The organism is Neobacillus endophyticus, from assembly GCF_013248975.1.
Taxonomy (GTDB): domain Bacteria; phylum Bacillota; class Bacilli; order Bacillales; family Cytobacillaceae; genus Neobacillus; species Neobacillus endophyticus.
In genome coordinates this window covers 4,975,197-5,000,366 of sequence record NZ_JABRWH010000001.1, presented here as the reverse complement: position 1 = coordinate 5,000,366, position 25,170 = coordinate 4,975,197, and the positions used below count along the sequence as shown (strand labels likewise).

The 25,170-nt window shown below is 37.6% G+C and carries 23 protein-coding genes and 1 other RNA gene; 18 read left to right on the top strand and 6 right to left on the bottom strand.

Features of this window, described 5'->3' with window-relative positions:
• Positions 1 to 13 precede the first annotated feature (13 nt).
• The 7 genes from HPT25_RS24810 to HPT25_RS24780 all read left to right on the top strand — a co-directional run bounded on the left by HPT25_RS24810 (position 14) and on the right by HPT25_RS24780 (position 6,884).
• Positions 14 to 2,812, top strand: coding sequence for an ATP-dependent DNA helicase DinG, 3'-5' exoribonuclease type (locus HPT25_RS24810; RefSeq protein WP_173070289.1), 2,799 nt, complete (start codon positions 14 to 16; stop codon positions 2,810 to 2,812).
• A gap of 163 nt (positions 2,813 to 2,975) precedes the next feature.
• Positions 2,976 to 3,146 (top strand): YpmA family protein, encoded by a 171-nt coding sequence (locus tag HPT25_RS24805; protein WP_173070287.1) that lies wholly within the window; start codon positions 2,976 to 2,978, stop codon positions 3,144 to 3,146.
• 14 nt (positions 3,147 to 3,160) lie between these two features.
• Positions 3,161 to 3,637, top strand: a complete 477-nt coding sequence (locus HPT25_RS24800) for a cell wall elongation regulator TseB-like domain-containing protein (protein ID WP_173070285.1) — start codon at positions 3,161 to 3,163, stop codon at positions 3,635 to 3,637.
• Positions 3,638 to 3,669: 32 nt separating this feature from the next.
• Entirely contained in the window at positions 3,670 to 4,854 is a 1,185-nt protein-coding gene (locus HPT25_RS24795; protein WP_173071461.1) for a pyridoxal phosphate-dependent aminotransferase, read from the top strand.
• 196 nt (positions 4,855 to 5,050) lie between these two features.
• Positions 5,051 to 5,749, top strand: a complete 699-nt coding sequence (locus tag HPT25_RS24790) for a DnaD domain-containing protein (RefSeq protein ID WP_173070283.1) — start codon at positions 5,051 to 5,053, stop codon at positions 5,747 to 5,749.
• A 130-nt stretch (positions 5,750 to 5,879) separates the two neighbouring features.
• Positions 5,880 to 6,533 (top strand): endonuclease III, encoded by a 654-nt coding sequence (nth, locus tag HPT25_RS24785; protein ID WP_173070281.1) that lies wholly within the window; start codon positions 5,880 to 5,882, stop codon positions 6,531 to 6,533.
• Complete coding sequence (locus HPT25_RS24780; protein ID WP_217269825.1) at positions 6,534 to 6,884, top strand: YpoC family protein; 351 nt, start codon at positions 6,534 to 6,536, stop codon at positions 6,882 to 6,884.
• 22 nt (positions 6,885 to 6,906) lie between these two features.
• Here the strand turns inward: HPT25_RS24780 and HPT25_RS24775 are convergent, their stop codons facing one another.
• Together HPT25_RS24775 and recU are read right to left on the bottom strand one after the other, a co-directional pair.
• A complete protein-coding gene (locus HPT25_RS24775) occupies positions 6,907 to 9,552 on the bottom strand; it encodes a penicillin-binding protein 1A (RefSeq protein WP_173070277.1) in 2,646 nt (881 codons plus the stop codon).
• A 75-nt stretch (positions 9,553 to 9,627) separates the two neighbouring features.
• The gene (gene recU, locus HPT25_RS24770) at positions 9,628 to 10,233 is read right to left on the bottom strand and encodes a Holliday junction resolvase RecU (protein WP_173070275.1); all 606 of its coding nucleotides are present in this window, start codon (positions 10,231 to 10,233) and stop codon (positions 9,628 to 9,630) included.
• A gap of 176 nt (positions 10,234 to 10,409) precedes the next feature.
• Between recU and HPT25_RS24765 the strand changes: the two genes are divergently transcribed.
• The gene (locus HPT25_RS24765; protein WP_173070273.1) at positions 10,410 to 11,387 is read left to right on the top strand and encodes a DUF2515 domain-containing protein; all 978 of its coding nucleotides are present in this window, start codon (positions 10,410 to 10,412) and stop codon (positions 11,385 to 11,387) included.
• Positions 11,388 to 11,524: 137 nt separating this feature from the next.
• Here HPT25_RS24765 and HPT25_RS24760 read toward each other — a convergent pair whose 3' ends face one another.
• Entirely contained in the window at positions 11,525 to 12,886 is a 1,362-nt protein-coding gene (locus HPT25_RS24760) for an IS1182 family transposase (RefSeq protein WP_173058723.1), read from the bottom strand.
• A 620-nt stretch (positions 12,887 to 13,506) separates the two neighbouring features.
• On the opposite strand from HPT25_RS24760, the gene HPT25_RS24755 reads away from it, so the two are divergent.
• Positions 13,507 to 13,782 carry a hypothetical protein gene (locus HPT25_RS24755; protein ID WP_173070271.1) on the top strand — a complete coding sequence of 92 codons (276 nt, stop codon included), beginning with the start codon at positions 13,507 to 13,509 and terminating at the stop codon, positions 13,780 to 13,782.
• 85 nt (positions 13,783 to 13,867) lie between these two features.
• Here HPT25_RS24755 and yppF read toward each other — a convergent pair whose 3' ends face one another.
• Positions 13,868 to 14,083: a YppF family protein gene (yppF, locus tag HPT25_RS24750; RefSeq protein WP_173070269.1), complete on the bottom strand. Its 216-nt coding sequence runs from the start codon at positions 14,081 to 14,083 to the stop codon at positions 13,868 to 13,870.
• 226 nt (positions 14,084 to 14,309) lie between these two features.
• On the opposite strand from yppF, the gene HPT25_RS24745 reads away from it, so the two are divergent.
• Complete coding sequence (locus HPT25_RS24745) at positions 14,310 to 14,879, top strand: YppG family protein (protein WP_246277278.1); 570 nt, start codon at positions 14,310 to 14,312, stop codon at positions 14,877 to 14,879.
• Positions 14,880 to 14,925: 46 nt separating this feature from the next.
• On the opposite strand, the gene HPT25_RS24740 is transcribed toward HPT25_RS24745, so the two are convergent.
• Positions 14,926 to 15,408 carry an Hsp20/alpha crystallin family protein gene (locus HPT25_RS24740; protein WP_173070267.1) on the bottom strand — a complete coding sequence of 161 codons (483 nt, stop codon included), beginning with the start codon at positions 15,406 to 15,408 and terminating at the stop codon, positions 14,926 to 14,928.
• A 192-nt stretch (positions 15,409 to 15,600) separates the two neighbouring features.
• Between HPT25_RS24740 and hcp the strand changes: the two genes are divergently transcribed.
• Positions 15,601 to 16,890, top strand: coding sequence for a hydroxylamine reductase (hcp, locus tag HPT25_RS24735; RefSeq protein ID WP_173070265.1), 1,290 nt, complete (start codon positions 15,601 to 15,603; stop codon positions 16,888 to 16,890).
• 47 nt (positions 16,891 to 16,937) lie between these two features.
• Here hcp and HPT25_RS24730 read toward each other — a convergent pair whose 3' ends face one another.
• The gene (locus HPT25_RS24730) at positions 16,938 to 17,636 is read right to left on the bottom strand and encodes a Crp/Fnr family transcriptional regulator (protein ID WP_173070263.1); all 699 of its coding nucleotides are present in this window, start codon (positions 17,634 to 17,636) and stop codon (positions 16,938 to 16,940) included.
• Between the two features lie 179 nt (positions 17,637 to 17,815).
• Here HPT25_RS24730 and HPT25_RS24725 point away from each other — a divergent pair, with 179 nt between their 5' ends.
• From HPT25_RS24725 to HPT25_RS24695, 7 genes are all read left to right on the top strand, one after another.
• On the top strand, positions 17,816 to 20,116 hold the full coding sequence (locus tag HPT25_RS24725) for a DEAD/DEAH box helicase (RefSeq protein ID WP_173070261.1): 2,301 nt from the start codon (positions 17,816 to 17,818) through the stop codon (positions 20,114 to 20,116).
• Between the two features lie 2 nt (positions 20,117 to 20,118).
• On the top strand, positions 20,119 to 21,381 hold the full coding sequence (locus HPT25_RS24720; protein WP_173070259.1) for a ribonuclease H-like domain-containing protein: 1,263 nt from the start codon (positions 20,119 to 20,121) through the stop codon (positions 21,379 to 21,381).
• Positions 21,382 to 21,791: 410 nt separating this feature from the next.
• Positions 21,792 to 22,187, top strand: a complete 396-nt coding sequence (locus HPT25_RS24715; RefSeq protein WP_173070257.1) for a CotD family spore coat protein — start codon at positions 21,792 to 21,794, stop codon at positions 22,185 to 22,187.
• 118 nt (positions 22,188 to 22,305) lie between these two features.
• Positions 22,306 to 22,863 carry an SLOG family protein gene (locus tag HPT25_RS24710; RefSeq protein ID WP_173070256.1) on the top strand — a complete coding sequence of 186 codons (558 nt, stop codon included), beginning with the start codon at positions 22,306 to 22,308 and terminating at the stop codon, positions 22,861 to 22,863.
• Between the two features lie 141 nt (positions 22,864 to 23,004).
• Entirely contained in the window at positions 23,005 to 23,310 is a 306-nt protein-coding gene (gene gpsB / locus HPT25_RS24705; RefSeq protein WP_173070254.1) for a cell division regulator GpsB, read from the top strand.
• 81 nt (positions 23,311 to 23,391) lie between these two features.
• Positions 23,392 to 23,790: RNase P RNA component class B (gene rnpB / locus HPT25_RS24700), an RNA gene on the top strand.
• Between the two features lie 164 nt (positions 23,791 to 23,954).
• Positions 23,955 to 25,130, top strand: a complete 1,176-nt coding sequence (locus tag HPT25_RS24695; RefSeq protein WP_173071457.1) for a THUMP domain-containing class I SAM-dependent RNA methyltransferase — start codon at positions 23,955 to 23,957, stop codon at positions 25,128 to 25,130.
• Positions 25,131 to 25,170: the final 40 nt, after the last annotated feature.

The window sequence follows — 25,170 nt, the reverse complement described above, 5'->3', positions numbered from 1 at the left end:
TGGGGTGTGTAACATGTTAAAGAAATTTGTTGTTGTTGATTTAGAAACGACTGGGAACCTTCCAAAAAAAGGTGACAGGATTATTCAATTCGCTGCAGTTGTGATCGAAGACGGTATCATCACTGAAAGATTCACATCACTTGTAAATCCCCAAAAGCCCATTCCAATTTTTATTGAAGAACTTACGGGCATAAGTGACGATATGGTAAAGGATGCCCCTCTTTTTTCTGAAATTGCCGCGAAAGTTATTGATTTATTAGACGGAGCCTACTTTGTTGCTCATAATATATTATTTGACTTGTCCTTTCTTCAGGAGGAGTTAATTCAGTCAGGATTTGAAGGATTTTATGGACATGTTCTTGATACAGTTGAAATGGCAAGAATCCTATATCCTACTTCTGATGGCTATAAGCTTTCGGATTTGGCTGAAAAAGAAAACATCCGACACGACCGGCCTCACCAGGCCGATAGTGATGCAGAGGTAACTGCAGAACTTTTTCTTATATTGTTAAGGCGATTAACGGAATTGCCAACAATGACATTAAAGCAGCTCATGAATTTATCAGGCGGCTTAAAATGCGATTTACAGCTTTATTTAGATGATTTATTGACAGAAATGGGAGAGGAAAAAGAAGGACTTCCAGATTCATTGGAGATTTTCGGAAATTTGGTTCTTAAAAAGGCATCCGAAATGGAATGGGAAACAGAGGGAAGCGGTCAGGAATTCCTATATCCACAACTGGAAAACGATAAAATTGAATTAGTGAAAGAAGGCTTTCATTCATTTGAGCTAAGAACAGGTCAATTTATGATGATGGATGCTGTTTATCGTGCGTTTCAAGACGGACAACATGCATTAATCGAGGCGGGAACCGGTGTAGGGAAATCATTGGGATACTTATTGCCTGCCGCTTACTATTCAAAAAAAAATAACCAGCGGCTTGTTATAAGTACACATACCATTCAGCTTCAGGAACAAATATTGACAAAAGAAATACCATTATTAAAAAAAATCCTGCCGTTTAACGCAAATATTGTCTTATTAAAGGGTAGAAATCATTATCTCCATTTGGCAAAATTTGCCCAAATGTTAGAAAGTGAAAATGATAATTATGATACTACTTTAACTAAAATGCAAATTCTCGTCTGGCTTACACAAACAGAAACTGGTGATAAAGATGAATTAAATCTTTCCAGTGGCGGAGAATTATTTTGGAATAAAATAAAAAATGAACATACTGTATTTTGGGACGATCCTGCCCTTAAAAGTAGAGATTTTTATTCAAGAGCTATAAAAAAAGCTGAAAAGGCAGACCTAATTATTACCAACCATTCCTTGTTACTAAGTGATCTTAAAGAGGGCGGATCCATTATTCCCGACTTTAAATATGTTATTATTGATGAGGCCCATCACCTTGAAAAGACTGCTACCCATTTTTTTGGTTTTTCGTTAGATTATTTGTCTGTACGTATGTTATTGGGGCAGTTTGGTTTATACGAACAAAAGCAATTATTTTATGAAATGGAGCAGCTGTTAGATCAAATAACAGGCGCTAGGGAAAATTTCCCGCATTATTTTGAACTAAACCAGTTAATCAGTAACATAATGTTTGAAATGGACGAATTATTTAAGTTAATGATTCTTTTTGCCAAAACAAAACTGGGAAACAAGCGGGGATTGAATCGTACAAAAGTAAGATTTTCTCAGAAAGATGGCATGAAAGAAGGCAGAGCCCTTATTCACAGTGCGGAAAGGTTCGCTTTTTTGTTAAAAGATTTACTAACTGCCATAACAATGCGGTTGGAATTTCTAAATAAAAATTCAATACTGGATGACTATGAAAGCAAAATGGAAGAAATAGTATCATTTATAAATGAAGTATCGGAGTTGAGAACAACTGTCATCAATTGTTTTTTGAAGGATTCCCATGAAGTAAAATGGGTTGAAATTGATATCCGTTCTCCGCAAAACGTAACTACTTTTATGGCTCAGCCAGCATCGGTTGCTGGCAAACTTAAAGACTTGTTATTTCAAGAAAAAAAATCTGCTGTCTTAACTTCAGCCACTTTAACAGTCAATCAATCGTTCGACTATATCATAAAGGAAATGGGGCTAGATCATTCTGCGACTTTAAAAATATCTATCCCATCTCCTTTTGAATATAAAAATCAGGTACAGTTACTAATTCCAGAGGATTTGCCTGAAATCAATTCGGTTAGCCTGGACGAGTTTGTCATCTCTATTACTGAACATATCATATCGGTTGCGGAAGCAACAAAAGGCAGAATGCTGATTTTGTTTACAGCCTATGATATGTTAAAAAGAACATATGAATTGATAAAGGAAAGTGGCTTCCTTAACGATTATGTTTTAATTGCTCAAGGTATTTCTAGTGGTAGCAGAACAAGACTCACCAGAAACTTTCAACGATATGAAAAGGCGATTTTGCTAGGAACGAGCAGTTTCTGGGAAGGAGTAGACATACCAGGTGAGGATCTATCCTGTCTTGTTATTGTCAGATTGCCTTTCAGCCCTCCGGATGAACCATTAACGGAGGCAAAATGTCAATTGATCACTCAGAAAGGTGGGAATGCTTTTTCGGAATATTCCCTTCCTGAAGCTATTCTTCGTTTTAAACAGGGATTTGGTCGATTAATTCGGACCGAATCGGATAGAGGGATCATTCTCGTTTTTGATAAAAGAATTATGACGACCAAATATGGAAAAGCCTTTTTGGACTCTGTTCCATCTGTTTCCATTAAAAAGGGAACAATTGATGAATTAACGGCGGTTATTCGTAAATGGCTGTAAAATAGTAAAAATGACGGATGTTATTCACAAACTTTTAGCCGATAAAATCTGTTTAAAAAATTTTCTTATTCATGGTAAGATACGAGGCATAAGAATGTTCTACCTGCTATAATAAGAAAGTGATTTATCGGATTAAAGTATTAAAATTGATGGAGGGTTTTCTATGGAAAGCAAGATAGAGGTAATGGCAACTGTAAAAATTCAGCATGGACCCGATTTATATAAGATTGTTGATGCTCTTAACCGAACTCTTAAGGAAAGAGATCTGATGTTTGGCCTTGCTCTTGATCAAGAAGATCAAAATAAAGCGATATTTACGATTTATCGTACATAAAGAAGTGAATAAAAGTGAAAAAGTGGATTTTTATTATCGTTTTACTTCTGCTGGTTATTTTTACAGGTGTCTCCATAAATGTTTATGTCAACGCGGTCAAGCCAGTAAAGACAGCTGAAGAAAAAGCTGTTGTTCTTGCAAAGAAAAGCACTTCTCTTAGTAAGGTTAATGACTTTCATATTTATCACGGTTTAGAATCAATTGATGTAATTCAAGGGAAAAATAAAAAGGGTGAAAACATCATCGTCTGGATTCCTGAAAAAAGTAAAAAGGTTTTTGTCAGAAAAGCAAAGGATGGACTCTCCAAAAATGAAGCCATCCAAAAACTTTTGCAAGAGAAAAAACCAAAGCAAATTATCTCCGTAAGGTTAGGAATGGAAAGGGATATCCCATTATGGGAAATATATTACCGTTCTAATAATAACTTAATAAATTATTACTATATTGATTTTGAAACTGGCGAATGGTTGAAAAAGATTGAAAATTTATAGGTAATAGGAGACAGGAGGAAAAGGTAATGGTAGTGGGGCTAGCAAAAAGGGTGTTGTCTTTAACCCCTTCATCAACATTGGCAATTACGGCTAAAGCAAAAGAATTAAAAGAAAAAGGCGAAGATGTCATTGGATTGGGGGCAGGGGAGCCAGATTTTAATACGCCACAGCATATTTTAGATGCTGCGGTTGAATCCATGACAAAAGGGTTTACGAAATATACTCCATCTGCAGGGTTACCCGCATTAAAACAAGCCATTATTAATAAGTTCGAACAGGATCAGGGATTGTCATATAAAGCTACTGAGATTATTGTAGCCAATGGTGCTAAACATGCACTCTACACTTTATTCCAGGTTTTGTTAAATGAAGGCGATGAAGTAATTATTCCAACACCATATTGGGTCAGCTATCCAGAACAAGTCAAGCTTGCGGGCGGTCTGCCGGTTTATGTGGAAGGATACGAACATAATCATTTTAAAATTACCCCTGACCAATTGAAAAAGGCGATCACAAATAAGACCAGAGCAGTGATTCTAAATACACCAAGCAACCCAACTGGTGTTTTATATACAGCAGATGAGTTATTGGAATTAGGGAAAATTTGTCTTGAAGAAAATATTATAATCGTTTCTGATGAAATTTATGAAAAGCTGACTTATTTTGGTGCAAAACATGTTTCTATTGCACAGCTTTCTCCAGAGCTTAAGAAGCAGACTATTATTATTAACGGTGTATCTAAATCTCATTCTATGACTGGTTGGAGAATCGGGTATGCTGCCGGAAATAAAGCCATTATAGAAGCAATGACTAATTTGGCCAGCCATAGTACATCAAACCCAACCACAACAGCGCAATATGCTGCTATTGCTGCTTATAATGGGCCACAGGAGCCAGTAGAAGAAATGCGCCAGGCTTTTGAAGAACGTTTGGAGATTATTTACGATCAATTGGTAGCAATTCCTGGTTTTACATGCGTAAAGCCTCAAGGTGCTTTTTATCTCTATCCGAATGTAAAGCAAGCAGCTGAGATGACTGGATATAAATCTGTAGATGATTTTGTTGAAGCCTTGCTTGTGGAAGCAAAAGTAGCTGTCGTTCCAGGCTCAGGCTTTGGAACTCCTGATAATATTCGTTTATCTTACGCAACTTCCCTTGACATGTTACAAAAAGCAGTACAAAGAATGGATCAATTTGTGAAAGAAAGAATTAAATAACCATTTTTCTTTGTCTGTATTAAAGTAGTAAATTGTTGATCAGAACCGAAAGCAACGTTTTCATAAACAGTATATCATTAATCAGCAAAAAGTCTGCATGGAAGCAGGCTTTTTGCTTTCCTTCCCAAAGATGGATACCTAATACTCTTACTCGAAAACATGCTTCATGTTATACTAAACAGGAGGTGTCCAATTTATGAAAGAAAATATTTTAGCATGGATTAATGAGGGGAATATCACACTTCCTACCATTTTATTTTGTGAGTATCGCAATCTTCAATTAAACGAGACAGAACTTGTTCTTTTATTAAATATTATTACTTTTTTAGAAAAGGGAAACTTTTTTCCTACTCCGGAAGAGTTGTCATCAAGAATGACTATTTCCACTGCAGATTGTCATGTCATCCTAAGAAAACTCATTCAAAGAGGTCTGCTCGAAATAACGGAAGAGTATTCAATCGATGGCATCAGGATAGAAAAATATTCGGTTCAGCCGCTATGGGATAAACTTATTGATCAGTTTATCATTAATAATAGAAAAAGTAATAAAGTCGACATACAGGCAGAAGAGACTGATTTATATACGTGTTTTGAGAACGAGTTTGGCCGGCCATTATCTCCTTTTGAATGTGAATCACTGGCGATGTGGATGGATGATGATCATCATGATCCTGTCATTATTAAGGCTGCATTAAGGGAAGCAGTTATGTCGGGAAAATTAAATTTTCGCTATATTGATAGAATTCTTTTTGAGTGGAAGAAAAATGGCATTAGAACGATTGAACAAGCGAAGAACCAAGGCCAAAAATTCCGTCAGCGGCAAATGCCAAAAAGTACTGAGAACGAAGAGCAAGGCCAACCATCTGTACCATTTTATAATTGGCTGGAGCAATAAAAGTTAGAAACGGGAGGCCGCCCTCTCGTTTATTTTCATTTTGACTTTCTTGAGTTCGATGCGACCCCTGGCGACTTTTTGTTTAAAACGAAATAACAAATAAGTTTAACATTCTAAGGAGGACTTGCAATTGTTGAATAATACCCAAATTCGATATTGTTTAGATACAATCGGTGATATGTTTCCGGATGCCCATTGCGAATTATATCATTCCAATCCTTTTGAGCTAATTATTGCTGTTTCCCTTTCAGCACAATGTACGGATGCATTAGTTAATAAAGTCACAAAGGAGCTTTTTAATAAATATAAAACACCGCAAGACTATTTGAATGTATCCCTGGAAGAATTACAAAATGACATCCGTTCCATCGGTTTGTACAGAAATAAAGCAAAAAACATCCAAAGCCTATGTAAGATACTTTTGGATGAGTACGATGGTGAGATTCCAAAGGATAGAGATGAATTGACAAAGCTTCCGGGTGTTGGCCGCAAAACAGCAAATGTGGTCGTCTCAGTGGCGTTTGATATACCTGCAATAGCAGTGGACACCCATGTCGAAAGGGTAAGCAAACGTTTGGGAATATGCCGTTGGAAAGATACAGTGTTGGAAGTGGAGAAGACATTGATGAAAAAGGTCCCAAAAGATGAATGGTCTGTGACACATCACCGTTTAATTTTTTTCGGCCGGTACCATTGCAAGGCACAAAACCCCCAATGTCCGTCATGTCCACTTTTGGAGCTGTGTCGTGAAGGGAAAAAAAGAATGAAAGGGATCAGCGAATAAATGGATTATTTATCTGTTCAGGCCGCGGATATACTGGAAGATTGGAGAATGATTAGAGAAATCTTAGAGAATTTATTTCGTGAACGAAAGCAAGATCACACCACATCCTATATGGAAAAAGGAATTGATTTATTTAAGCAACTTTTGCTATTAACAAACGATATACCTTATATCCCAGAATCATTCATTCCCTTTGATCAGCTTCGGTTTAAACCGGTTAATGTAGAAGAAAGAATGGGTTTTATTGCCGCAAGACCCCATTTATTTCATTCATACCGCCAGCTTTCAGAACTCATGGTGGAACAGGAGAAACTGTATACAAAGAAGCTAATAAAAAAATCGTCCAGATAAATTTCTGGACGATTTTTTTATTTTAATGATTGGTTGAGCCTGGGCTGCTCCCAGATTGAGTACCTTGTTCTGTAGTAGGTGGGGTAGATGTGCCACCCGTACCACCATTGCTTCCACCTGGATTGGAACCATTATTGCCGTTTGTTCCGGTCCCAGTGCCTGAACCGGTGCCGGTACTCGGTCCAGAACCATTTCCAGAACCATTTCCTGTACCTGTGCCAGTGTTAGTACCATTTCCAGTACCTGTACCATTCGTATTTCCAGGGGGTTTATTTCCTGGTGTAGTACCAGTTGTATTTCCTGTGCCTGCAGCCGTTTTTGGAACTTCAATCGACGTTGAAGCAGGGTCACTCTTTTTGTCTCCGCTAATCGCTACAATCGTGAAGGTGTATTTATCTCCTGGATTAGCTGGTATGGTTAAGCTGTTCGTAGTCTGTGTAACATGTTTTGCCCCGGTACCATTATCGATCGAGACATCAAATTGAACGTTTGAATTCGATGTGCTGTTGTAATTCCACGTCAGCATAATTTGTTTTTTCGTATCATCATATTTTGCAGTAAGATTCGAAGGAGCATCCATTTTACTGTATTTATCAGAAACTGATGTAGGTGCATATCCTTTAACTGCATATTCTGTTAAAACATCACTGTCTGGAGTATTATCACTAGCAAGTTCCGGTGGCATTGTGCCTTTTTCAATCCTTACCGGTTCGACGCTATTTGGCATTTTGAAATCAGGTGTATTTATCCCATCTGAAACATAAGCCATTAAATTCTTAAATATTAATTGTGCAATCCGCTGGTTACTGCCTGCTGAAATTGGTGTTTTCCGGTCAGGATATCCGGTCCAAATCGATGCCGTAAAATTCGTGGTATAACCTGTAAACCATGCATCTGGAACGTAAGTACTGCTAGGAATATTATACTGACTTAGTTCTTCAGGTGTATAGTTGGTTGTTCCTGTTTTACCGGCAATTGGAAGCCCAGGGACACTTGCTCTTACACCAGTACCTGGAGAGACAAGTACACTCTTTAACATATCCGTGATCATAAAGGCCGTTGAATCCTTCATGACGACCTTAGGCTGCGGCGTTAAATCAATGATGGTTCCGTCACGCAGTTGGACTTTCGTTACGGCATGCGGTGCGATGTAAATACCGCTATTGCCAAAGGCACTGTATGCTCCAGCCATTTCTAAAGTCGATACACCTGTTTTAAGACCGCCAATAGCATATGATTCATAAATTTCCTTTAAAGGAATTCCTAGATTATTGGCAAATTGCTTCGCTTTATCAAGACCAACCTGCTGCAATGTTTGAACAGCCGGTGAATTCCGTGACAACTGTAATGCTGTGCGCATCGTCATTGGCCCCATATATCTTTGATCCCAGTTGCCAAATTGTTTTCCTGTGGAATAAGTTACAGGTTTATCATCGATTTCATGGTAAGTTCCCCAGTTTAAATTTTCAATGGCCGGACCATAATCAAGAATTGGTTTAATAGTAGAACCAGGCTGTCTTTGAGCATCGATAGCATAGTTAAATCCGTATTTGACTTGTTGGTTTCTGCCGCCACCAATCGCGCGAATTTCCCCTGTTTTCGTATCGAGAAGGGTAATCCCTGCCTGGAATTTGTTATCAGGGTAATCAATAATTTCATTAGTGTTAAGAAGTTTATAGACATATTCCTGTGCATTTTTATCCAATGTTGTATAAATAGTTAAACCATCTGTGTTTATATCGAAATCTGTCTTATCCTTTACTTCATTGATGACTTCATCAATAAAGGAATCATATGGTTTTTCATTAACTGTACGCTGCGCTTGTTTTAAGACATCGTCTTTCACATGATTTTTTTCAGCATCATCCATTTGTTGTTTTGTAATAAAACCATGCTGGTACATCAATGATAATACAATGTTGCGTCTTTTCTCCGCTAAGTCTGGATGTGTAAACGGATTGTAGTTATTCGGACTTTGCGGCATGCCTGCCAATTGAGCTGCTTCTGACAAATCTAATTTCGCTAAAGATTTTCCGTAATAAATTTTGGCTGCGGTAGCAAGACCGTAACTATTTTCAGAAACATAAACCTTATTCACATACATTTCGAAAATTTGGTGTTTTGTATATTTTTGTTCTAATTGATAGGCAAGCCATGCTTCCTGAACTTTACGAGATAATGTTTTTTGCTGTGTTAAAAAGGCGTTCTTGACTACCTGCTGTGTAATTGTACTTCCGCCTTCTGAGCCAAAACCATGCTGGAAATTCGCCAAAACGGCTCCGCCAAGACGGACCCAGTCAATTCCATGGTGCTGGTAGAAGCGATAGTCTTCTGTAGCTAAAACGGCATTTTCTACTTGTTTAGGGATTTCGTTATAATTCACATATTCCCGATTAACAGGTCCAATCTCGGTAACGGTGTTTCCATTTTTATCTAAAATTTTCGATGGGATGGGATCCTTTAATAATTTGGGATCCAGTTTTGGAGCATCCTTTACCATATAGGCGAATGCACCCACCCCTCCAAGAATACCAACGATTCCAAGAGCAACAAGTGTTAGAAAAATCTTCTTAAAGACTCCGCCGGATTTTTTTTTCACTTTTTTGGGATTTCCGGATGTTTGAAGATTTTTCTTGCGCTCCTCTCTTGATTGATATTGGTCTGCCATTCTATAATTCCTTCCTTTCTAACCTCTAAGATGGCTTATCGGTGTTACTATCAAGTATTGATCAATTATAATTTTCTAAAACAGTGTTTCTAATATTTTAATATAATCAATTCTTGGCTGAAATCCAAGCGGGATGAAATGACCGGATTGTTCAATTTCGTTTTTTGTAATGGACTTTCTTCCGCCATTCATCATTCTTTGCCAAAAAGCTAACAAAGGTTGTGCTTCAAGCAAATATACTTCATCTTGACATGTAAACCGAAGTATGACAAAGCACATACCTCCTTGTTTCATTACTTCCTGCATATGGGTGATTTGGTGTTGGTGGAAGTTTTTCAAGGGAAAAGCAGTAGGATTTTGCGTTTCCTTTGCTTCGAAATCGATATACTTTCCTTTATATACCCCATTATAATCTGTAGTGGAAGCAACTTTGAAATAAGCTTCTTTAATAACAGCCGCACTGCGTTTTGGATAATCAACCTGAACAATTTGAATCGGTGTTGGTTTTTTGTGTACTACTGCTATTCCTCGTTCGAGATAAAAATGATTCGTCTCATTTAAATCTTCTTCAAGTGTCATACCCCGATTACTGTATGAGCCATTCTTTTGAGTGATTAACGTTTTTTTTGATTCAGTCTCTTTTCGAATAAATTTCTTTCCATTTGGATAATTTACAGTCATGATAAGCACCTCTTTAAACCATACCTTATCATACCAAATCTTTGTAAAATTGGGTTGAATAAATATTTCAGTTTAGGGAAATCTAAAAATAATTCTAATACCCATATCATAATCATGATTCATTTTTCGTTAAGGTTCAAGACGATATTCTATTAAAAATTCATTAAGGAATAGCTATGAATCATCTTACAATACATGAAATTACCATCATCCGTCAAATCCAAATGGAAACAGAAAAGAAAAATATTGATAATATTTCAAGAACGAACGCTTATTTTGCTTTTTTTAAAAAGAATCCCGACATTATTTGGTCTTTCCTTGCCAGTATGGTGTCGCGCAATGGCGGATGGAATATGTGCGATCTGGAAGGGAACATATTTCCAAAACTTATCGCTCCTCAATTGCGAAAACAACTCTTTTTAACATATGAGAGGGCCAATTGGCTCATTTTTCATGATGCATATCCTCAGTTACTTCTCTATCAATATTCATTGGAAAAAAATCAGCCATTATTTCATTTACTGCCTTATTTTAATGTCTCCTCATTTATTGAGCGGGAATGGTACAGATACTGGAATGATAAGGATAGGAGTCGGCTGACAAGGGCCTTGATTATTAATGAACAAAACGTCATTCAATCTCCTGTCATTGAACATCCTATCTATAAGCAAAAAGTTTTTCATAACCTTATCTTTTCATTTCAAGATCTGCTTCATTTTAGTTATGTACTTTTTCCGACCTGCGGCGGAGAGCTGTATGGGGCGTGCACAAACGGTTTTAAATCACTTTCACAGCGGATTCAATTAGGAAAACGGCTGGCAGATATTCTATTCCATCCCCGGCTTTTTCCAAGCTTTTTTGAATTTGCTGACAAAACCCCCCATACTGGTTCAAGAATGGATTATGAACAATATTTCAAGGTCAAGAGTTTAAGAAAAACGCCCATGCTGCGAACGACTTTTCCTATTATCCAACATGAGCTGCAAAAAAGGGAGGATTGGAGCAGAAAGCGTTCTATATCCCCAGTTTGGCTGTACTTTCCATCTCGACATCGACATTCCTTTCATTTAACGGATTGGTATTTTGCTAAAACGAATCAGCTGGAATTATTATTGGCAATAAAAAAAGTGTTAAAAATGAAGGAGTGGGAGTAAAGAAAAAGCAAGGAAATCTCCTTGCTTTCAGATTGTAGACAAAAGGCATTTCAAAAGTTCCGATTCTGGCGCCCTTTTCTAAAATTGGGATTTTTCTGTTTGATTTTTCTTAAGGTAGACCCCGGCGGGGTCTATTTTTATGCCATTTCTGGACTTTTCCAAGTCCATGTAGCCAACTTCTTTAAATTCATAGCAGCAAAAGTAAGCATCGCCTGCATGGACAATTTTTTAAGACCTCTTAAGGTTGTCCATCGCATACCATGCTTTTCTTTCGCATCCGCGAATACACGTTCAATTGTTTCTTTACGACGTGCATATATTATTTTATTCTCTTCTGTATGACGAAGATGTTCAGCCTCTTCAAGATATGGTTCCCAGATATGTCGTTGAATGAGCTTTTGATGATTTTGACTTTGTGTACATTGTGCTAGAAGTGGGCAATCCTTACATATAACAGGATTAGAGATGTACTGTCGATAACCTTCCTTAGTAGTCGTTCTATAATCCAGAACTTGTCCTTCCGGACATATGTAACAATCAAAGTGCTCATCATAGACATAATCGTGCTTTTTCAAATATCCCTCCTTTGTACGTGGTCGTGTATAGGGTAAAGCAGGGCGAATTTCATTTTCAATTAAATATTGAGCAATAGCAGGTGTTTTATATCCGGCATCAGCAGCTACAGCATTAGGTTTCCCACATTTTTCAATGACCTTTTCAACTAGAGGCTCTAACATTGTACTATCATGAACGTTACCTGGAGTTACAATAGTCCCCAGGACAAAACCATTTCTATCTGCGGCTGCATGAAATGAATAAGCAAATTGCTTTGTCCTTTCGTCTTTTACATAGTAACCACTCTCCGAATCTGTTGTACTTTCTTTTATTTCTTTGTTTTCTTCTTTTTCATATTTATCTGGTGGGATGGGCTTTTTCCCATGTTCTTCACGATCACTATTAATTTCTGCTTGAAGACGTGCTTCATAAGCTTTTGATTCTTTCCGAACTACTTTCTTTTCGAATTTGCGTTTATTTGCACTTGCTTTAACGTGAGTTGAATCAATGAATACATGTTCCGAACTAACTAACTTTTTATCTGCTGCCTCTTTTAAAATACGGTAGAAAATTTGTTCAAATAAGTCTGTATCCTTAAAACGACGTTCGTAGTTTTTACCAAAAGTTGAAAAGTGGGGTACTTTATCATAAAAACCAAATCCTAAAAACCAGCGATACGCCATATTTGTTTCAATTTCCTTTATCGTTTGACGCATCGAACGGATACCGAAGGTATATTGAATGAAAGCCATCTTAATTAATACAACAGGGTCAATACTTGAACGTCCGCGCTTAGTTGAGTACAAATCTTCAACCAATGAATAGATAAATGAAAAATCTACTGCGGCTTCTATTTTGCGAACCAAGTGATCAGCAGGTACAAGTTGATCTAAGGCAATCATTTCAATTTGGTCACGATTTATCTGTGTATTTTTCGAAAGCATTCCATCCACCTCTATTAATTCTCTGTAAATAAATTATACAAAAGGCTGTGTTAATGTACATTATTGATTTTTACACTCTGTTGATTGGAGTGGAAGGCGGCGAAGACTCCTGCGGGAGTACGGGACAGGGGAGACCCCGCAGGCGCTGAAAGCGCAGAGGAGGCTCCCCGAACCGCCCGCGGAAAGCGAAGCCGCCTGGAACGGAAATCAACAGACAAGTTTAATATGGCCAAACAAAAAAGACTGTCGATTTTAAACCCGAAATCCTTCGGATTTGTCGACAGTCTGAAAGCAAGGAAATCTCCTTGCTTTTTCTTTCGTTATTCGGCCGGGCGGTTTGGCCCCTCAAGTTTTTTATCACCATAACCGGCTCTTTTTTCAGATGTTGACTGAACAGCTGGTTTTTTTGTTTGCTGGTTGTTTTTAGCCATATGAACACCTCCAATATTAGATTGTGTTGTTTTCCAATTTTCATACGATTTGTAGATGTCGAATAAAACGCGAGAAAATATCAGTTCAACACTTTCTTTGCCGAATCGCTTCTAGTTTTGTCTAGAAGGAAGGAGGCAATAGAAGTAAAGAGAATTAAATACATAACAATACGTGAGGAGGGGTTTTAAATGTATCAATCATCAACTGAAAAGGAAAGGCTGCTTTTGGCACTGACAAATATTTTTGATCAATTGGAAGAATTGGACTTGGTACTTGAAAAATCTTTCTCAGACCTCCGGATCCGAATGAACGAGGAGGAGCAAAATAAAATATTTGATTCTGTAAAAAAATTATCGATTCTCGAGAATAAAATTGATCAGACGATTCCTAAAAGCAGTGGAATGATTGCAGATTTTAACCTATCAGATGCCTCTAAAGTATTGGAGTTGGAACTAGGTTTTTAACGTCAGAAATAAGCCGGGAAGAGCTTGATTATATAAGGAAGAGTTCGGGGAATAGAAAAAAATGAGATGCTTCTTGGGCATCTCTTCACGAATTTGTTTGTTCGATGAGGGTGGTGTCTTTAGTGGTTTCAGGAAATACTGCTCCTTTGTTTTCAAGTTCCCGGATCAAAAGGTGATATTCTTTAATACTAATCTCGTTATGAATATAAGATTTTCTTGCAAAATCCATAAGAGCATTAACATCATCCGTTTGATAATCCCGTTTTTGGATAAATCTGTTTTTCAATTCGCGTATATCCATATTGAAACCTCCTTCATCGTTTTACTAGTTATGAATGTATGAAGAATTATTTGTTTTAACTATAATTAATCGTAACACGAAAAAAGTGAATTAATAGTTTTTAAAATATTTTAACTTCAGACAAAGTTCTTGTCATTTTGACATTGATTTCTCCTTTTGCGAATCACCATTCAATGGTGCCCAACATATCGTGTAATAGTGATAAATGCGGAGGAGATGTTTGCCCATGTTTGGTAAAATGAGACCAAATTATTATGATACCACTGGATTCTCGGGGCAAATTATGCACCATTTTCCAGTTAACCACCAATTGAATCAAGCGTTGTATTCTCGGCAACAGCCATTTCCCTATCCAGTAGGAACACAGCAAAATGTACCTTATAACCAGCAAAACAATTTTTATCCGCAAAATTTTCTGCCCTATGCTCAACCAGTTCAACCAGTTCAACCAGTTCAGCAGGGAATGGCTTTACAAACAAATCCATATTACAATCAATATCCTTCTCAAAAAGATTCACAATTTCTGTTTCAAAACCCCTTGCAGCCAGCTGAGGATATGATTCATAAACCGTATACACCATATAATGGGAATTCGGTGATGAACCCTTACCCTAAGAATAATTTACTAGTCAAACAGCCGAGCGGAATGCAGTCCTTCATGAATTCATTTAAATCACAGGACGGTTCAATCGATTTTAACAAAATGATGAATACAGCCGGACAAATGATGAATGCAGTAAATCAAGTATCATCACTTGTCAAAGGTGTTGGTGGAATGTTTAAAGCAGCACCATAAAAAGACGGCCAGATTGGCCGTCTATTTATATATACATAAATTCAGATTAATCACCTATTTCTATATTTCTTCCTATTTCTCTTGGAACACGAATTTGCAAAAGTCCATCACGATAGGATGCCTTTATATTCTTTTCATTAATGGCAAAAGGAAGAGAAATGGTCCTAGAAGCCTGTTGGCGAAAAATCCTGCTGCGATAAATATGGTTATTGTCATTTTCAGATGTTTCCAGCTCTTTATTTTCCACTGATATCGTTAAGTATTGGCCTGTCATATTTAAATGAATTTGCTCCCGTTTTACACCAGGAAGTTCTGCACTAACAATATATTCATTGTCTATTTCATCAGTGGTTAAATGGAAGCCGCCCTCAAAGGGAAATGGGGTTTTAAAAAAATCATCGATTGATTGGAGAAATCCCCTTATCGGTTTTTCCGCAAAAAAATCATTCATCGTTTTCATTAAGTCGCCAAAATGATCAGGAAAAGGTTTTTTTGAATTATTTTTATCACTCGGCAGGTTAGATGACATTTTCATACCCTCACTTTCAAGAAATTCACACATTATCATATGTGAACTGATAGTGGAAGGTGCAGCAATAAAATTGTAACAAGTTTTTGAACATTTTATTACAGACGCTTAAAACGTGATGTAAGTCACATTAATAATGTGTAGACATTAGTATTCTGAAACAGAAGATTAAATAAAAAGTGAGGTTTTAAAATGTTCTGTTATCAATGCGAACAAACACCAACAGGTGGATGTAAGGTGATCGGTGTTTGTGGAAAAGACGAAACAATTGCCAGTCTTCAAGATACGATCATTTTTGGTTTGAAAGGTATTGCTGCTTATCGTACACATGCTAATCAATTAGGTTATACAGATCCTTTTGTTGATGCTGTTACTCATGAAGCGCTTTATATGACATTAACAAATTCAAATTTCAATGTTCAAGAACATATTGATATGGCTATGAAAGTTGGCCAGTCTGCTGTCCGTATTATGGAGGTTTTAGATAAAGCACATACAGAGAGATTAGGGATTCCGGAGCCTATTCGTGTAAGTCAAAATAAGATTGAAGGTAAGTGTATTGTTGTAACCGGACACAATCTTTTTGCACTTGAGGAGCTGTTAAAGCAAACTGAGGGCAAGGGAATCAATATATATACACATTCTGAAATGCTGCCGGCCCACGGCTATCCAGCATTAAAGAAATATGATCATTTAAAAGGGAATATTGGAAAAGCATGGTATGACCAACGCCGCCTTTTTGAAAAATTCCCAGGTGCTATACTAGCCACTACAAATTGCGTCATGCCGATTAAAGGGACTTATGCAGACAGAATGTTCTCATATGAGGTCGCAGGACTTGAAAATGTACAAAAAATTGTAAATGATGATTTTTCTCCATTAATTGAAAGAGCACTTGAACTTCCTGAGGCATCGATAGATTCAGAAGACACTTTGCTAACTGGTTTTCACCACCAAACAGTCCTTGGTTTAGCTCCAGAAGTAATTGATGCAGTAAAAGCCGGAAAAATTAAGCGATTCTTTGTTATCGCAGGCTGCGATGCCCCTGGACATGGCGGAGATTATTATCGAGAATTGGCAACTTCACTCCCGCCTGAAACGGTTATCCTAACAACGTCTTGTGGGAAATTCCGCTTTAATGATGTTGATTATGGAGTGGTACCAGGTACAAATATTCCGCGTTATATTGATTTGGGCCAATGTAATAACTCTGTTTCGACAGTGAAAATTGCGATGGCGCTTGCGGATGCATTTGGATGTGAAGTAAATGAACTTCCTGTCAGCATTGTTTTATCTTGGTTTGAACAAAAAGCTGTCGCGATTCTTTTAGGCCTTTTCAGTCTGGGAATTCAAGATATCAGAATTGGACCAAAAGCGCCTGAGTTTATTTCTGAAGGTGTATTAAATGTTCTTCAAGATACATTTAACTTAAAATTAATTGGAAACGCCAAGGAAGACATGGCTGCAATGCTTCAGCTTTGAGCCAAATAAAAATAAGAGAACACCGTAGTCCAACTGCGGTGTTCTTTTTAAATTAGATAGATCTCTTCCATTAGCTTATCAACATCCAAGATCATGTTACCTTCATTATCTACTTCAATTAATTCATCTTTTTTCATTTTTGTCAGTGTACGACTGATGGTTTCCCTTGTAGTACCAATCATATTGGCAAGGTCTTTATTTGTGAACTCGGCTTTTAAAAGGGTGGTGCCGTCTCCTTTTGGGCTGCCATGAGCTTTGGCAAGTCGAATCAACAGCTTTACTATTTGTTCATATGTATTATTTAAAATTTGTTCTTCCAGCCGATTTTGTAAATCAATGATTTTCTCACCTAATACTCTAAAAACTTTAATGCACAGCTCAGGATTTTCGATCAGAACATGATCAAATTTTGAAACCGGCACTGCAATTAATGTAGATGGTTCCATCACCTCAGCGTAGGCAGGATAATTGCCCTTTCTAAAAAAACCAACATGAGGAAACATTTCCCCGCTTTTCATGATGGCAACAATTTGCTCCTTCCCATTAACATCACTTTTATAGATTTTTATTTTCCCTTTATTAATGAAATATACATTTTCCAGGGGGTCTCCTTGTAGAAATACATGACTTTGTTTTTTCCATTCCCTTACAATCGAAATCTCGGTGATTTTCGAAAGCTCTAAATCATTTAATTCACGGAAAAGGGAAAAAGTTGCTAAGATCTTTTTTATTTCCTCTATTTTCATGGAATCACCTTCCATTCAGTTTCACTATTTCTTTATTGTAACAAAGTTAGACTCATTGCGTTATCATTTAAATTAGAATTAATTTTGTAAAAGTTTTTTCTTGGAATATTTTCTATTTCATTTTTATGCTTTAAAAACGAACGTTTATTCGATAAAATATAAGGAATGAGGTGATACCGATGAAGCTAAAAAAGAATCTTCAAGATATTCTTAACGAATTAAGAATAAATGATGAATTTAACAAAAATATTGCGGAATGGCATACAATTCCGGAAAAACCGCCGCAAACAGTCGCGCTTCCTGATCATTTAAATAGTAAATTAAAAGAAGCATTACATCAAAAAGGAATTGAACAGCTATATACCCATCAAAGATCGGCATATGAAAGTATAATGGCAGGGAAAAGCATTGTTGCAGTGACACCTACCGCCTCAGGGAAAACTCTATGCTATAATCTTCCGGTGCTACAGACCATTTTGAACAATCCAAATGCCCGTGCCCTTTATATGTTTCCTACAAAAGCTCTGGCACAGGATCAAAAAAGTGAAATAAATGAAATCATTCAAGCTGCAGGAGTGGATATTAATAGCTATACCTATGACGGAGATACACCGGCAAATATACGCCAGCGTGTCAGGACAGCCGGGCATGTTGTGATTACAAATCCAGATATGCTTCATTCGGCCATCTTGCCGCATCACACTAAATGGGTTTCATTATTTGAAAACCTACATTATGTTGTCATTGATGAACTCCATACCTACAGGGGAGTTTTTGGAAGCCACGTTGCCAATGTCATACGCAGGTTGAAACGAATCTGTCACTATTACGGCAGTCATCCAGTTTTTATCTGTACATCAGCCACTATTGCCAACCCGTTGGAATTAGCAGAGATGTTGACGAATGAGAGCATGAAGTTAATTAATAATAATGGAGCTCCCAGCGGAAGGAAGCATTTCGTTTTTTATAATCCGCCAATTGTGAATAAACCATTGAACATAAGAAAAAGTGCTACACTCGAAGTTCGTAAAATTGCTGGTGAACTACTAAGAAACAAAATACAAACTATTGTTTTTGCAAGAAGCAGAGTGCGAGTTGAAATTATTCTTACTTATTTGCAGGAATTGGTAAAAAATCAATTGGGCTCAAAGTCTATCATGGGGTATCGTGGAGGCTATTTGCCGACAGAGCGTAGAAGAATTGAGAAAGGCTTGCGTTCTGGAGAAATTTATGGGGTTGTCAGTACTAATGCATTAGAGTTAGGTGTTGATATTGGACAGCTGCAGGTCTGTATCATGACTGGCTACCCAGGAACTATTTCAAGTGCATGGCAACAAGCCGGACGGGCTGGGAGACGACATGGGGAAGCTTTAGTCATTATGGTAGCAAGTTCTAGTCCTCTGGATCAGTATATCATTCAAAACCCTGAATACTTTTTCAATAAAAGTCCGGAAACCGCCCGAATAAACCCTGATAACCTAATTATTTTAATTGATCATTTGAAATGTGCGGCCTATGAACTTCCCTTTAAAGCGGGAGAGCAGTTTGGCACGCTGGAAGAGCCAATAGAGGAGTTGTTAGAGTATTTGGCAGAGGAAAGAGTCCTTTATCGGAACGGAGATAAATGGTATTGGATGAGTGACTCATTTCCTGCTCATAATATCAGCCTTCGCTCAGCTTCTCAGGAAAATGTGGTCATCATTGATCAGACAAATGTGGCAAATGTTAAGGTTATTGGTGAAATGGACCGTTTTTCAGCAATGACATTGCTTCATGAAGAAGCGATATACTTGCATCAAGGAACTCAATATCAGGTTGAAAAGCTTGATTGGGATGAAAAAAAGGCTTTTGTCCGCGAAGTGGAAGTAGATTATTATACTGACGCCAATTTAGCAGTGCAATTAAAGGTATTGGAAGAAGATAAACAGCAGAACCTTGGCACAGCCGAAATTGGTTATGGAGATGTTAGTGTCAGGGCGATGGCCACAATCTTTAAAAAAATTAGGTTTGAAACTCACGAAAACATTGGTTCCGGACCCATTCATCTTCCTGAAGAGGAGCTGCATACAAATGCAGCGTGGATTTCAACGAACGAACTTTATGCGGAATGGAGCAAAGAGAGAATGGAACAAGGGCTTGTTGGTGCCGCCCATGCCCTAAACCACATTGCCCCATTATTTGTCATGTCTGACCCTCAGGATCTACATGTAATTCCGAAAGTTAAGGCAGACCATAATGAAAAGCCTACAATCTTTTTCTATGACCGTTATCCAGGCGGAATTGGATTAAGTGAAAAAATATATTATGGAATATCTGAGGTCATTACAGCAACAAAGGATATGATTTTACGCTGTCAATGTAAAGCGGGGTGCCCTTCATGTGTAGGAATGGATGCATCTGGTCAAACTGCCAAACAGGATGCACTAAAAATACTTGATGCTTATTTCCCGATTTTAAGCCGTGACAAGGATGTGTTGTAAAAATGTCCTTGAAAAATAAATTAAACCGATTAAAACCGCATTTATCGCTAGACGGACATAACGAAAAAGAAGTTGATACCCCGAAGGCTATACCCATTCAGATCCCATTTCAGGAACGTTGGGCAGAGGAAAATATAATCCCATATTACCTTGACGAGGACTACTGCTTACTCAGAGAGGTAAAATACCCATTATCAATGAGGCATGGACATTATAGCTTCCAAGACTTTCTTTTGGCAATTGAAGTATGGAACAGACAGGGGGGCAGCCATCCACTATCGGCAAAAGGTTATCAGGCGGAAGAGCTGTTTTTCTTTGATACAGAAACGACAGGGCTTGGCGGTGGTGCGGGAAATACTATTTTTTTACTAGGCTATGCCAGTGTTACTGGTAATCAGTTAACTGTGAGACAGCATATTCTTCCCCATCCAGGTGCGGAAATTCCTTTATATCATAGTTTTTTAAACCATGTTAATTATAAAACGCTAGTCACCTATAATGGGAAATCTTTTGATTGGCCGCAAGTCAAAACAAGGCATACCTTAGTGAGAGAGCATGTACCAAAACTTCCTGCATTCGGCCATTTTGATTTATTTCACGCTGCCAGGAGGCTGTGGAAACATAAGCTGGAGCGTTTAAAATTATCCATTGTAGAGAAGGAAGTACTAGGCGTTAAAAGAATAGATGATATCCCAGGATTTTTAGCTCCAATGATTTATTTTGAATTTATTGAAAGTAATCAGCCAGAGGGGATGCTGGGGATTTTAAAACATAATGAAATAGATATTTTGTCGCTTGTTACACTCTATACTCATTTAACATTTCAATTAAACAGTATTGATAGAAATCAAACTAGATCAGAAATATATGAAGTAGGGCGCTGGTATGCTTCTATTGGTGAAAAAGCTGAAGCAGAAAAGGTTTTAATGAAACTCACAGATAGAAATGATTTCACATCATATCAAGCAAAACTTATTTTGGCGTTTGAACATAAAAAAAACCATGAGTGGGAAATGGCTAGGAAATTATTTACTGATGTTGTTGATTCAAGTGATAATAAAATGATGTTAGAAGCATGTGTTGAACTGGCAAAAATATTTGAACATCGTCTCAAGGATATCCCTCAGGCTCTTATGTATTGTGAAAAGGCAATGAAGATGTTAAAACGTAGTCATCAGCAGGAAATGTTAAAAGGGATCACTTATGATCAGCTGCAAACAAGATGGGATCGCCTTTCAAGGAAACTTGTCAAATTTCCCGGGTAAGCGCAAAATTCGTCAAAAATACCTATTGAACAATACGGTTCGCTAAACTTCGTCAAATGTAACGAAAATTTAACATTTTAACGGGTCGAAACCAATAAATCCATATTGTTAATTGTCGTATAAAAAGGTACAATTTAAAATTGTGTAAAGCAAAAAATGTAACAATAATAATATGGAGCTGGTAATATGTATAAGGCAATTATGGTTTTATTTTTTGTCGTTGTCGGATTGACAGCTGTTCTTTTTACAAGTTTAAAAGATAGCTTCTTTTTATAAATTACCTAAGCACCCTGACATGTGGGGGAAAATGCTTTTCTTTCAAAAATAGGTATTTTCATTAGTACAAGAGTACTCCTTTCTACATAGGCTGTTAATGTAAACAATAACATGAATGGAAAGGAGAGCTTTGAATGTTTCTTGGAGCTAATGTAACGCCCCCGGTCATTCATCCGACAACAAATTTTGTGAACCACACTTTTTCTGCAACGGTGGTACCGCACATCCATCCAGTTCATACTACAACAATTAACCATCATTTGTACCAACATAAACACTACTGTCCTCATACATCTTCCTGCTGTGAGGAAGTTTGCAACCAGCAAATTAATTGCTGCAACCCATGCGCACCAAGCCCAATGCCGATCGCTAATGCATTGCCGAATGCGCTGCCAAATGCGGTAACTGGTGGTTATGGGATGGGCGGACCAGGTTTTGGAGCTGCTGCACCGGGATTTGTCCCAGGACCAGGTTATGGAGCCGCTGGACCGGGATTTGCCCCCGGACCATTTATGGGTCCAAGACCTTAGGATTATGATTAATGCAAGGGCATTATGCCCTTGTTTTTTCTTTACTATATGGTATGCATTTGTAAACAAAATGTTTGTCCTGTTTTTAATAAAATTTTTTCAAGGGTGTGCAACCTACATGAAAGTTTTAACTATTTCCGGTTACAAACCATTTGAATTAGGGATTTTTAAAAAAGATCATGAATCCGTATTTTTTATCAAAACAGCTTTAAAAAAAGAATTGTCATCACTAATAGATGATGGCCTGGAATGGGTATTAATCAGTGGTCAGATTGGTGTTGAGCTTTGGGCAGCAGAAGTTGTTTTTGAATTGCAGCTCAAGTATCCCGAATTAAAGCTTGCGGTTATTACTCCATTTTTAAACCAGGAGGATTCCTGGAATGAAAATAACAGGGAATGGTATGAATCGATTCTTTCTCAGGCTGATTTTGTGGATTCAATTACTAAAAAGGGCTATGAAAATCCATGGCAATTCCGCTTGAAGAATCAATTTTTTTTAGAAAAGAGCGATGGTCTGCTATTGTTGTATGATCAAGAAAAGGAAGGAAGCCCTAAATATTTGTTTGAGCTGGCTCATCAATTTCAGGAAAATCATGAATACATGATCAGGTTAATCACTTTTTATGATTTACAGTTGACTGTTGAAGAAGAGCTTGAGAAACAAACAGATTTTTAATACATTTTCAGGCATGTTTTATTAGTCTGTCCATATAATGAATTTGTAGCTGCCATTATTCTATGCAACATGAAAATTGACAAAACGTCATATTTTTGGAAAAATAAAAAGTAATGATTGGCTTAACTTGAGGTGATTTGAATGCTGTCAGATAAAGTGAAATTAACGGCTAAAGACATTTTGGAAAAAGAATTTAAAACTGGTGTACGTGGTTATAAACAAGAAGAAGTAGATAAATTTCTAGATTTAGTTATAAAAGATTACGGTACTTTCCACCAGGAAATTGAAGATTTGCAGCAAGAAAATCTGCGCCTGCGCAAACAGCTGGAGGAAGCATCTAAAAGACAACAGCCAGTTGCACAGCCAGCTGGGACAACTAATTTTGATATCTTAAAACGATTATCAAATCTGGAAAAGCATGTTTTTGGCAACAAACTTTACGAATAACACATAATACCTTCATTTCCTAATTATAACCATTGAAATAAACGTTATGATTACATATAATAAGAAATGTACTTGTTAATAACGTTCGGGTAATCGCTGCAATTAGCTTTTAGCTAAATTGCAGAGGAAAGTCCATGCTCGCACGGGCTGAGATGCCCGTAGTGTTCGTGCCTGGCGAAATCATAAGCCAGGGCAGTTGGGATGAATCTCAGCTGACGGCTGGGAAAATACCTAAGTCTTTTAGATATGGTATGAGTACCTTTAAAAGTGCCACAGTGACGTAGCCTTTCTAGAAATGGAAAGGGTGGAACGGGTAAACCCCGCGAGCGAGAAACCCAAATTATGGTAGGGGCGCTTTCTCTGAGGAAATGAACAAGGAGAAGGACAGATTCATGTAATCTGTAGATAGATGATTACCACTTTGGTACGAGGCATGATTTGCCGTTTGAAGTACCTTGGTACAGAACATGGCTTATAGAACGTTATTAATGGAAATGAAATATGGAATTTAAAATGCTCTCCATAAGGAGGGCTTTTTATGTGCGTTACTCATGACTGAATTGGTTCCATTGTTTTTGTTAATAATGGAAGTAGTCAATATGAATAGATCATTACATATAAAGGTATTAATAAAGGGTGAAAAAATGGGTAATACATATCAAATAATTGCGACTGCAGCTATGGGATTGGAAGCATTGGTTGCGAAAGAAGTTCGTGCGCTCGGCTATGATTGCCAGGTAGACAATGGGAAAGTAACATATACTGGTGATGAATATGCCATTGCCAGAAGCAATTTGTGGCTGCGTACAGCAGACCGTATAAAGATCAAAATAGGTGAATTTAAGGCATTCACCTTTGATGAATTATTTGAAAAAACGAAAGCACTTCCTTGGGAACATTTTTTACCGGAAGATGCGGAATTTCCTGTGACAGGGAAGTCGGTCAAATCCAAGCTTTTCAGTGTTTCCGATTGCCAAGCAATTGTCAAAAAAGCAATCGTGGAGAGAATGAAAAAGCATTATAAACGGGAAAGCTGGTTTGAAGAAAATGGGGCACTTTACCGAGTTGAGGTAGCTTTGTTAAAAGATGTTGTCACGTTAACGATTGATGCAACGGGAAATGGCCTACATAAACGTGGATACCGGGCAGCTCAGGGAGCTGCACCCTTAAAAGAAACGATGGCTGCAGCCCTTGTCATGCTCACGAATTGGCACCCTGATAAACCATTTATTGATCCGTTTTGCGGTTCTGGTACAATTCCAATTGAAGCAGCGCTAATCGGACAGAATATCGCACCGGGCTTTAATAGAGAATTTGTTTCAGAAGCATGGAGTTGGCTTCCAGCCAAGGTTTGGGATGATGCTAGACTTGAAGCAGAGGATTTAGCAAAATATGATCAGCCATTAGATATTACCGGATCGGATATTGATCAACGAATGGTCAAAATTGCCCAGGAAAATTCATTTGAAGCTGGTTTTGCAGATATTATTCAGTTTAAACAAATGCAGGTAAAAGATATTTCTGTAAAGAAAGACTATGGGGTCATTATAGGAAATCCTCCATACGGGGAACGATTAGGGGAGAAGGAAGCAGTTGAAGCCATGTACCACGAAATGGGTCAGGCCTTTAGCAAGCTTGATACATGGTCGATTTATATTTTGACTTCTAATGAAGATTTTGAAAAATTTTATGGAAAACCTGCTACAAAGAAGCGAAAATTATTTAATGGATTTATTCGCACCGATCTTTACCAATATTGGGGCAAAAAGCCGCCGAGGCCGCATAATCAGTTAAATACAGAAACGACAATTCATGATTAGCGTCAATCGACGCTATTCTTTTTTTGGAGGAATTGATAAA

Excerpts from the sequence above, each read along its gene's own strand:
- HPT25_RS24810 (WP_173070289.1), top strand. The coding sequence starts at position 14 with ATGTTAAAGAAATTTGTTGTTGTTGATTTAGAAACGACTGGGAACCTT.
- HPT25_RS24805 (WP_173070287.1), top strand. The coding sequence starts at position 2,976 with ATGGAAAGCAAGATAGAGGTAATGGCAACTGTAAAAATTCAGCATGGA.
- HPT25_RS24790 (WP_173070283.1), top strand. The coding sequence starts at position 5,051 with ATGAAAGAAAATATTTTAGCATGGATTAATGAGGGGAATATCACACTT.
- HPT25_RS24780 (WP_217269825.1), top strand. The coding sequence starts at position 6,534 with ATGGATTATTTATCTGTTCAGGCCGCGGATATACTGGAAGATTGGAGA.
- HPT25_RS24775 (WP_173070277.1), bottom strand. The coding sequence starts at position 9,552 with ATGGCAGACCAATATCAATCAAGAGAGGAGCGCAAGAAAAATCTTCAA.
- recU (WP_173070275.1), bottom strand. The coding sequence starts at position 10,233 with ATGACTGTAAATTATCCAAATGGAAAGAAATTTATTCGAAAAGAGACT.
- HPT25_RS24765 (WP_173070273.1), top strand. The coding sequence starts at position 10,410 with ATGAATCATCTTACAATACATGAAATTACCATCATCCGTCAAATCCAA.
- HPT25_RS24760 (WP_173058723.1), bottom strand. The coding sequence starts at position 12,886 with ATGCTTTCGAAAAATACACAGATAAATCGTGACCAAATTGAAATGATT.
- HPT25_RS24755 (WP_173070271.1), top strand. The coding sequence starts at position 13,507 with ATGTATCAATCATCAACTGAAAAGGAAAGGCTGCTTTTGGCACTGACA.
- yppF (WP_173070269.1), bottom strand. The coding sequence starts at position 14,083 with ATGGATATACGCGAATTGAAAAACAGATTTATCCAAAAACGGGATTAT.
- HPT25_RS24745 (WP_246277278.1), top strand. The coding sequence starts at position 14,310 with ATGTTTGGTAAAATGAGACCAAATTATTATGATACCACTGGATTCTCG.
- HPT25_RS24740 (WP_173070267.1), bottom strand. The coding sequence starts at position 15,408 with ATGTCATCTAACCTGCCGAGTGATAAAAATAATTCAAAAAAACCTTTT.
- hcp (WP_173070265.1), top strand. The coding sequence starts at position 15,601 with ATGTTCTGTTATCAATGCGAACAAACACCAACAGGTGGATGTAAGGTG.
- HPT25_RS24730 (WP_173070263.1), bottom strand. The coding sequence starts at position 17,636 with ATGAAAATAGAGGAAATAAAAAAGATCTTAGCAACTTTTTCCCTTTTC.
- HPT25_RS24725 (WP_173070261.1), top strand. The coding sequence starts at position 17,816 with ATGAAGCTAAAAAAGAATCTTCAAGATATTCTTAACGAATTAAGAATA.
- HPT25_RS24720 (WP_173070259.1), top strand. The coding sequence starts at position 20,119 with ATGTCCTTGAAAAATAAATTAAACCGATTAAAACCGCATTTATCGCTA.
- HPT25_RS24715 (WP_173070257.1), top strand. The coding sequence starts at position 21,792 with ATGTTTCTTGGAGCTAATGTAACGCCCCCGGTCATTCATCCGACAACA.
- HPT25_RS24710 (WP_173070256.1), top strand. The coding sequence starts at position 22,306 with ATGAAAGTTTTAACTATTTCCGGTTACAAACCATTTGAATTAGGGATT.
- gpsB (WP_173070254.1), top strand. The coding sequence starts at position 23,005 with ATGCTGTCAGATAAAGTGAAATTAACGGCTAAAGACATTTTGGAAAAA.
- HPT25_RS24695 (WP_173071457.1), top strand. The coding sequence starts at position 23,955 with ATGGGTAATACATATCAAATAATTGCGACTGCAGCTATGGGATTGGAA.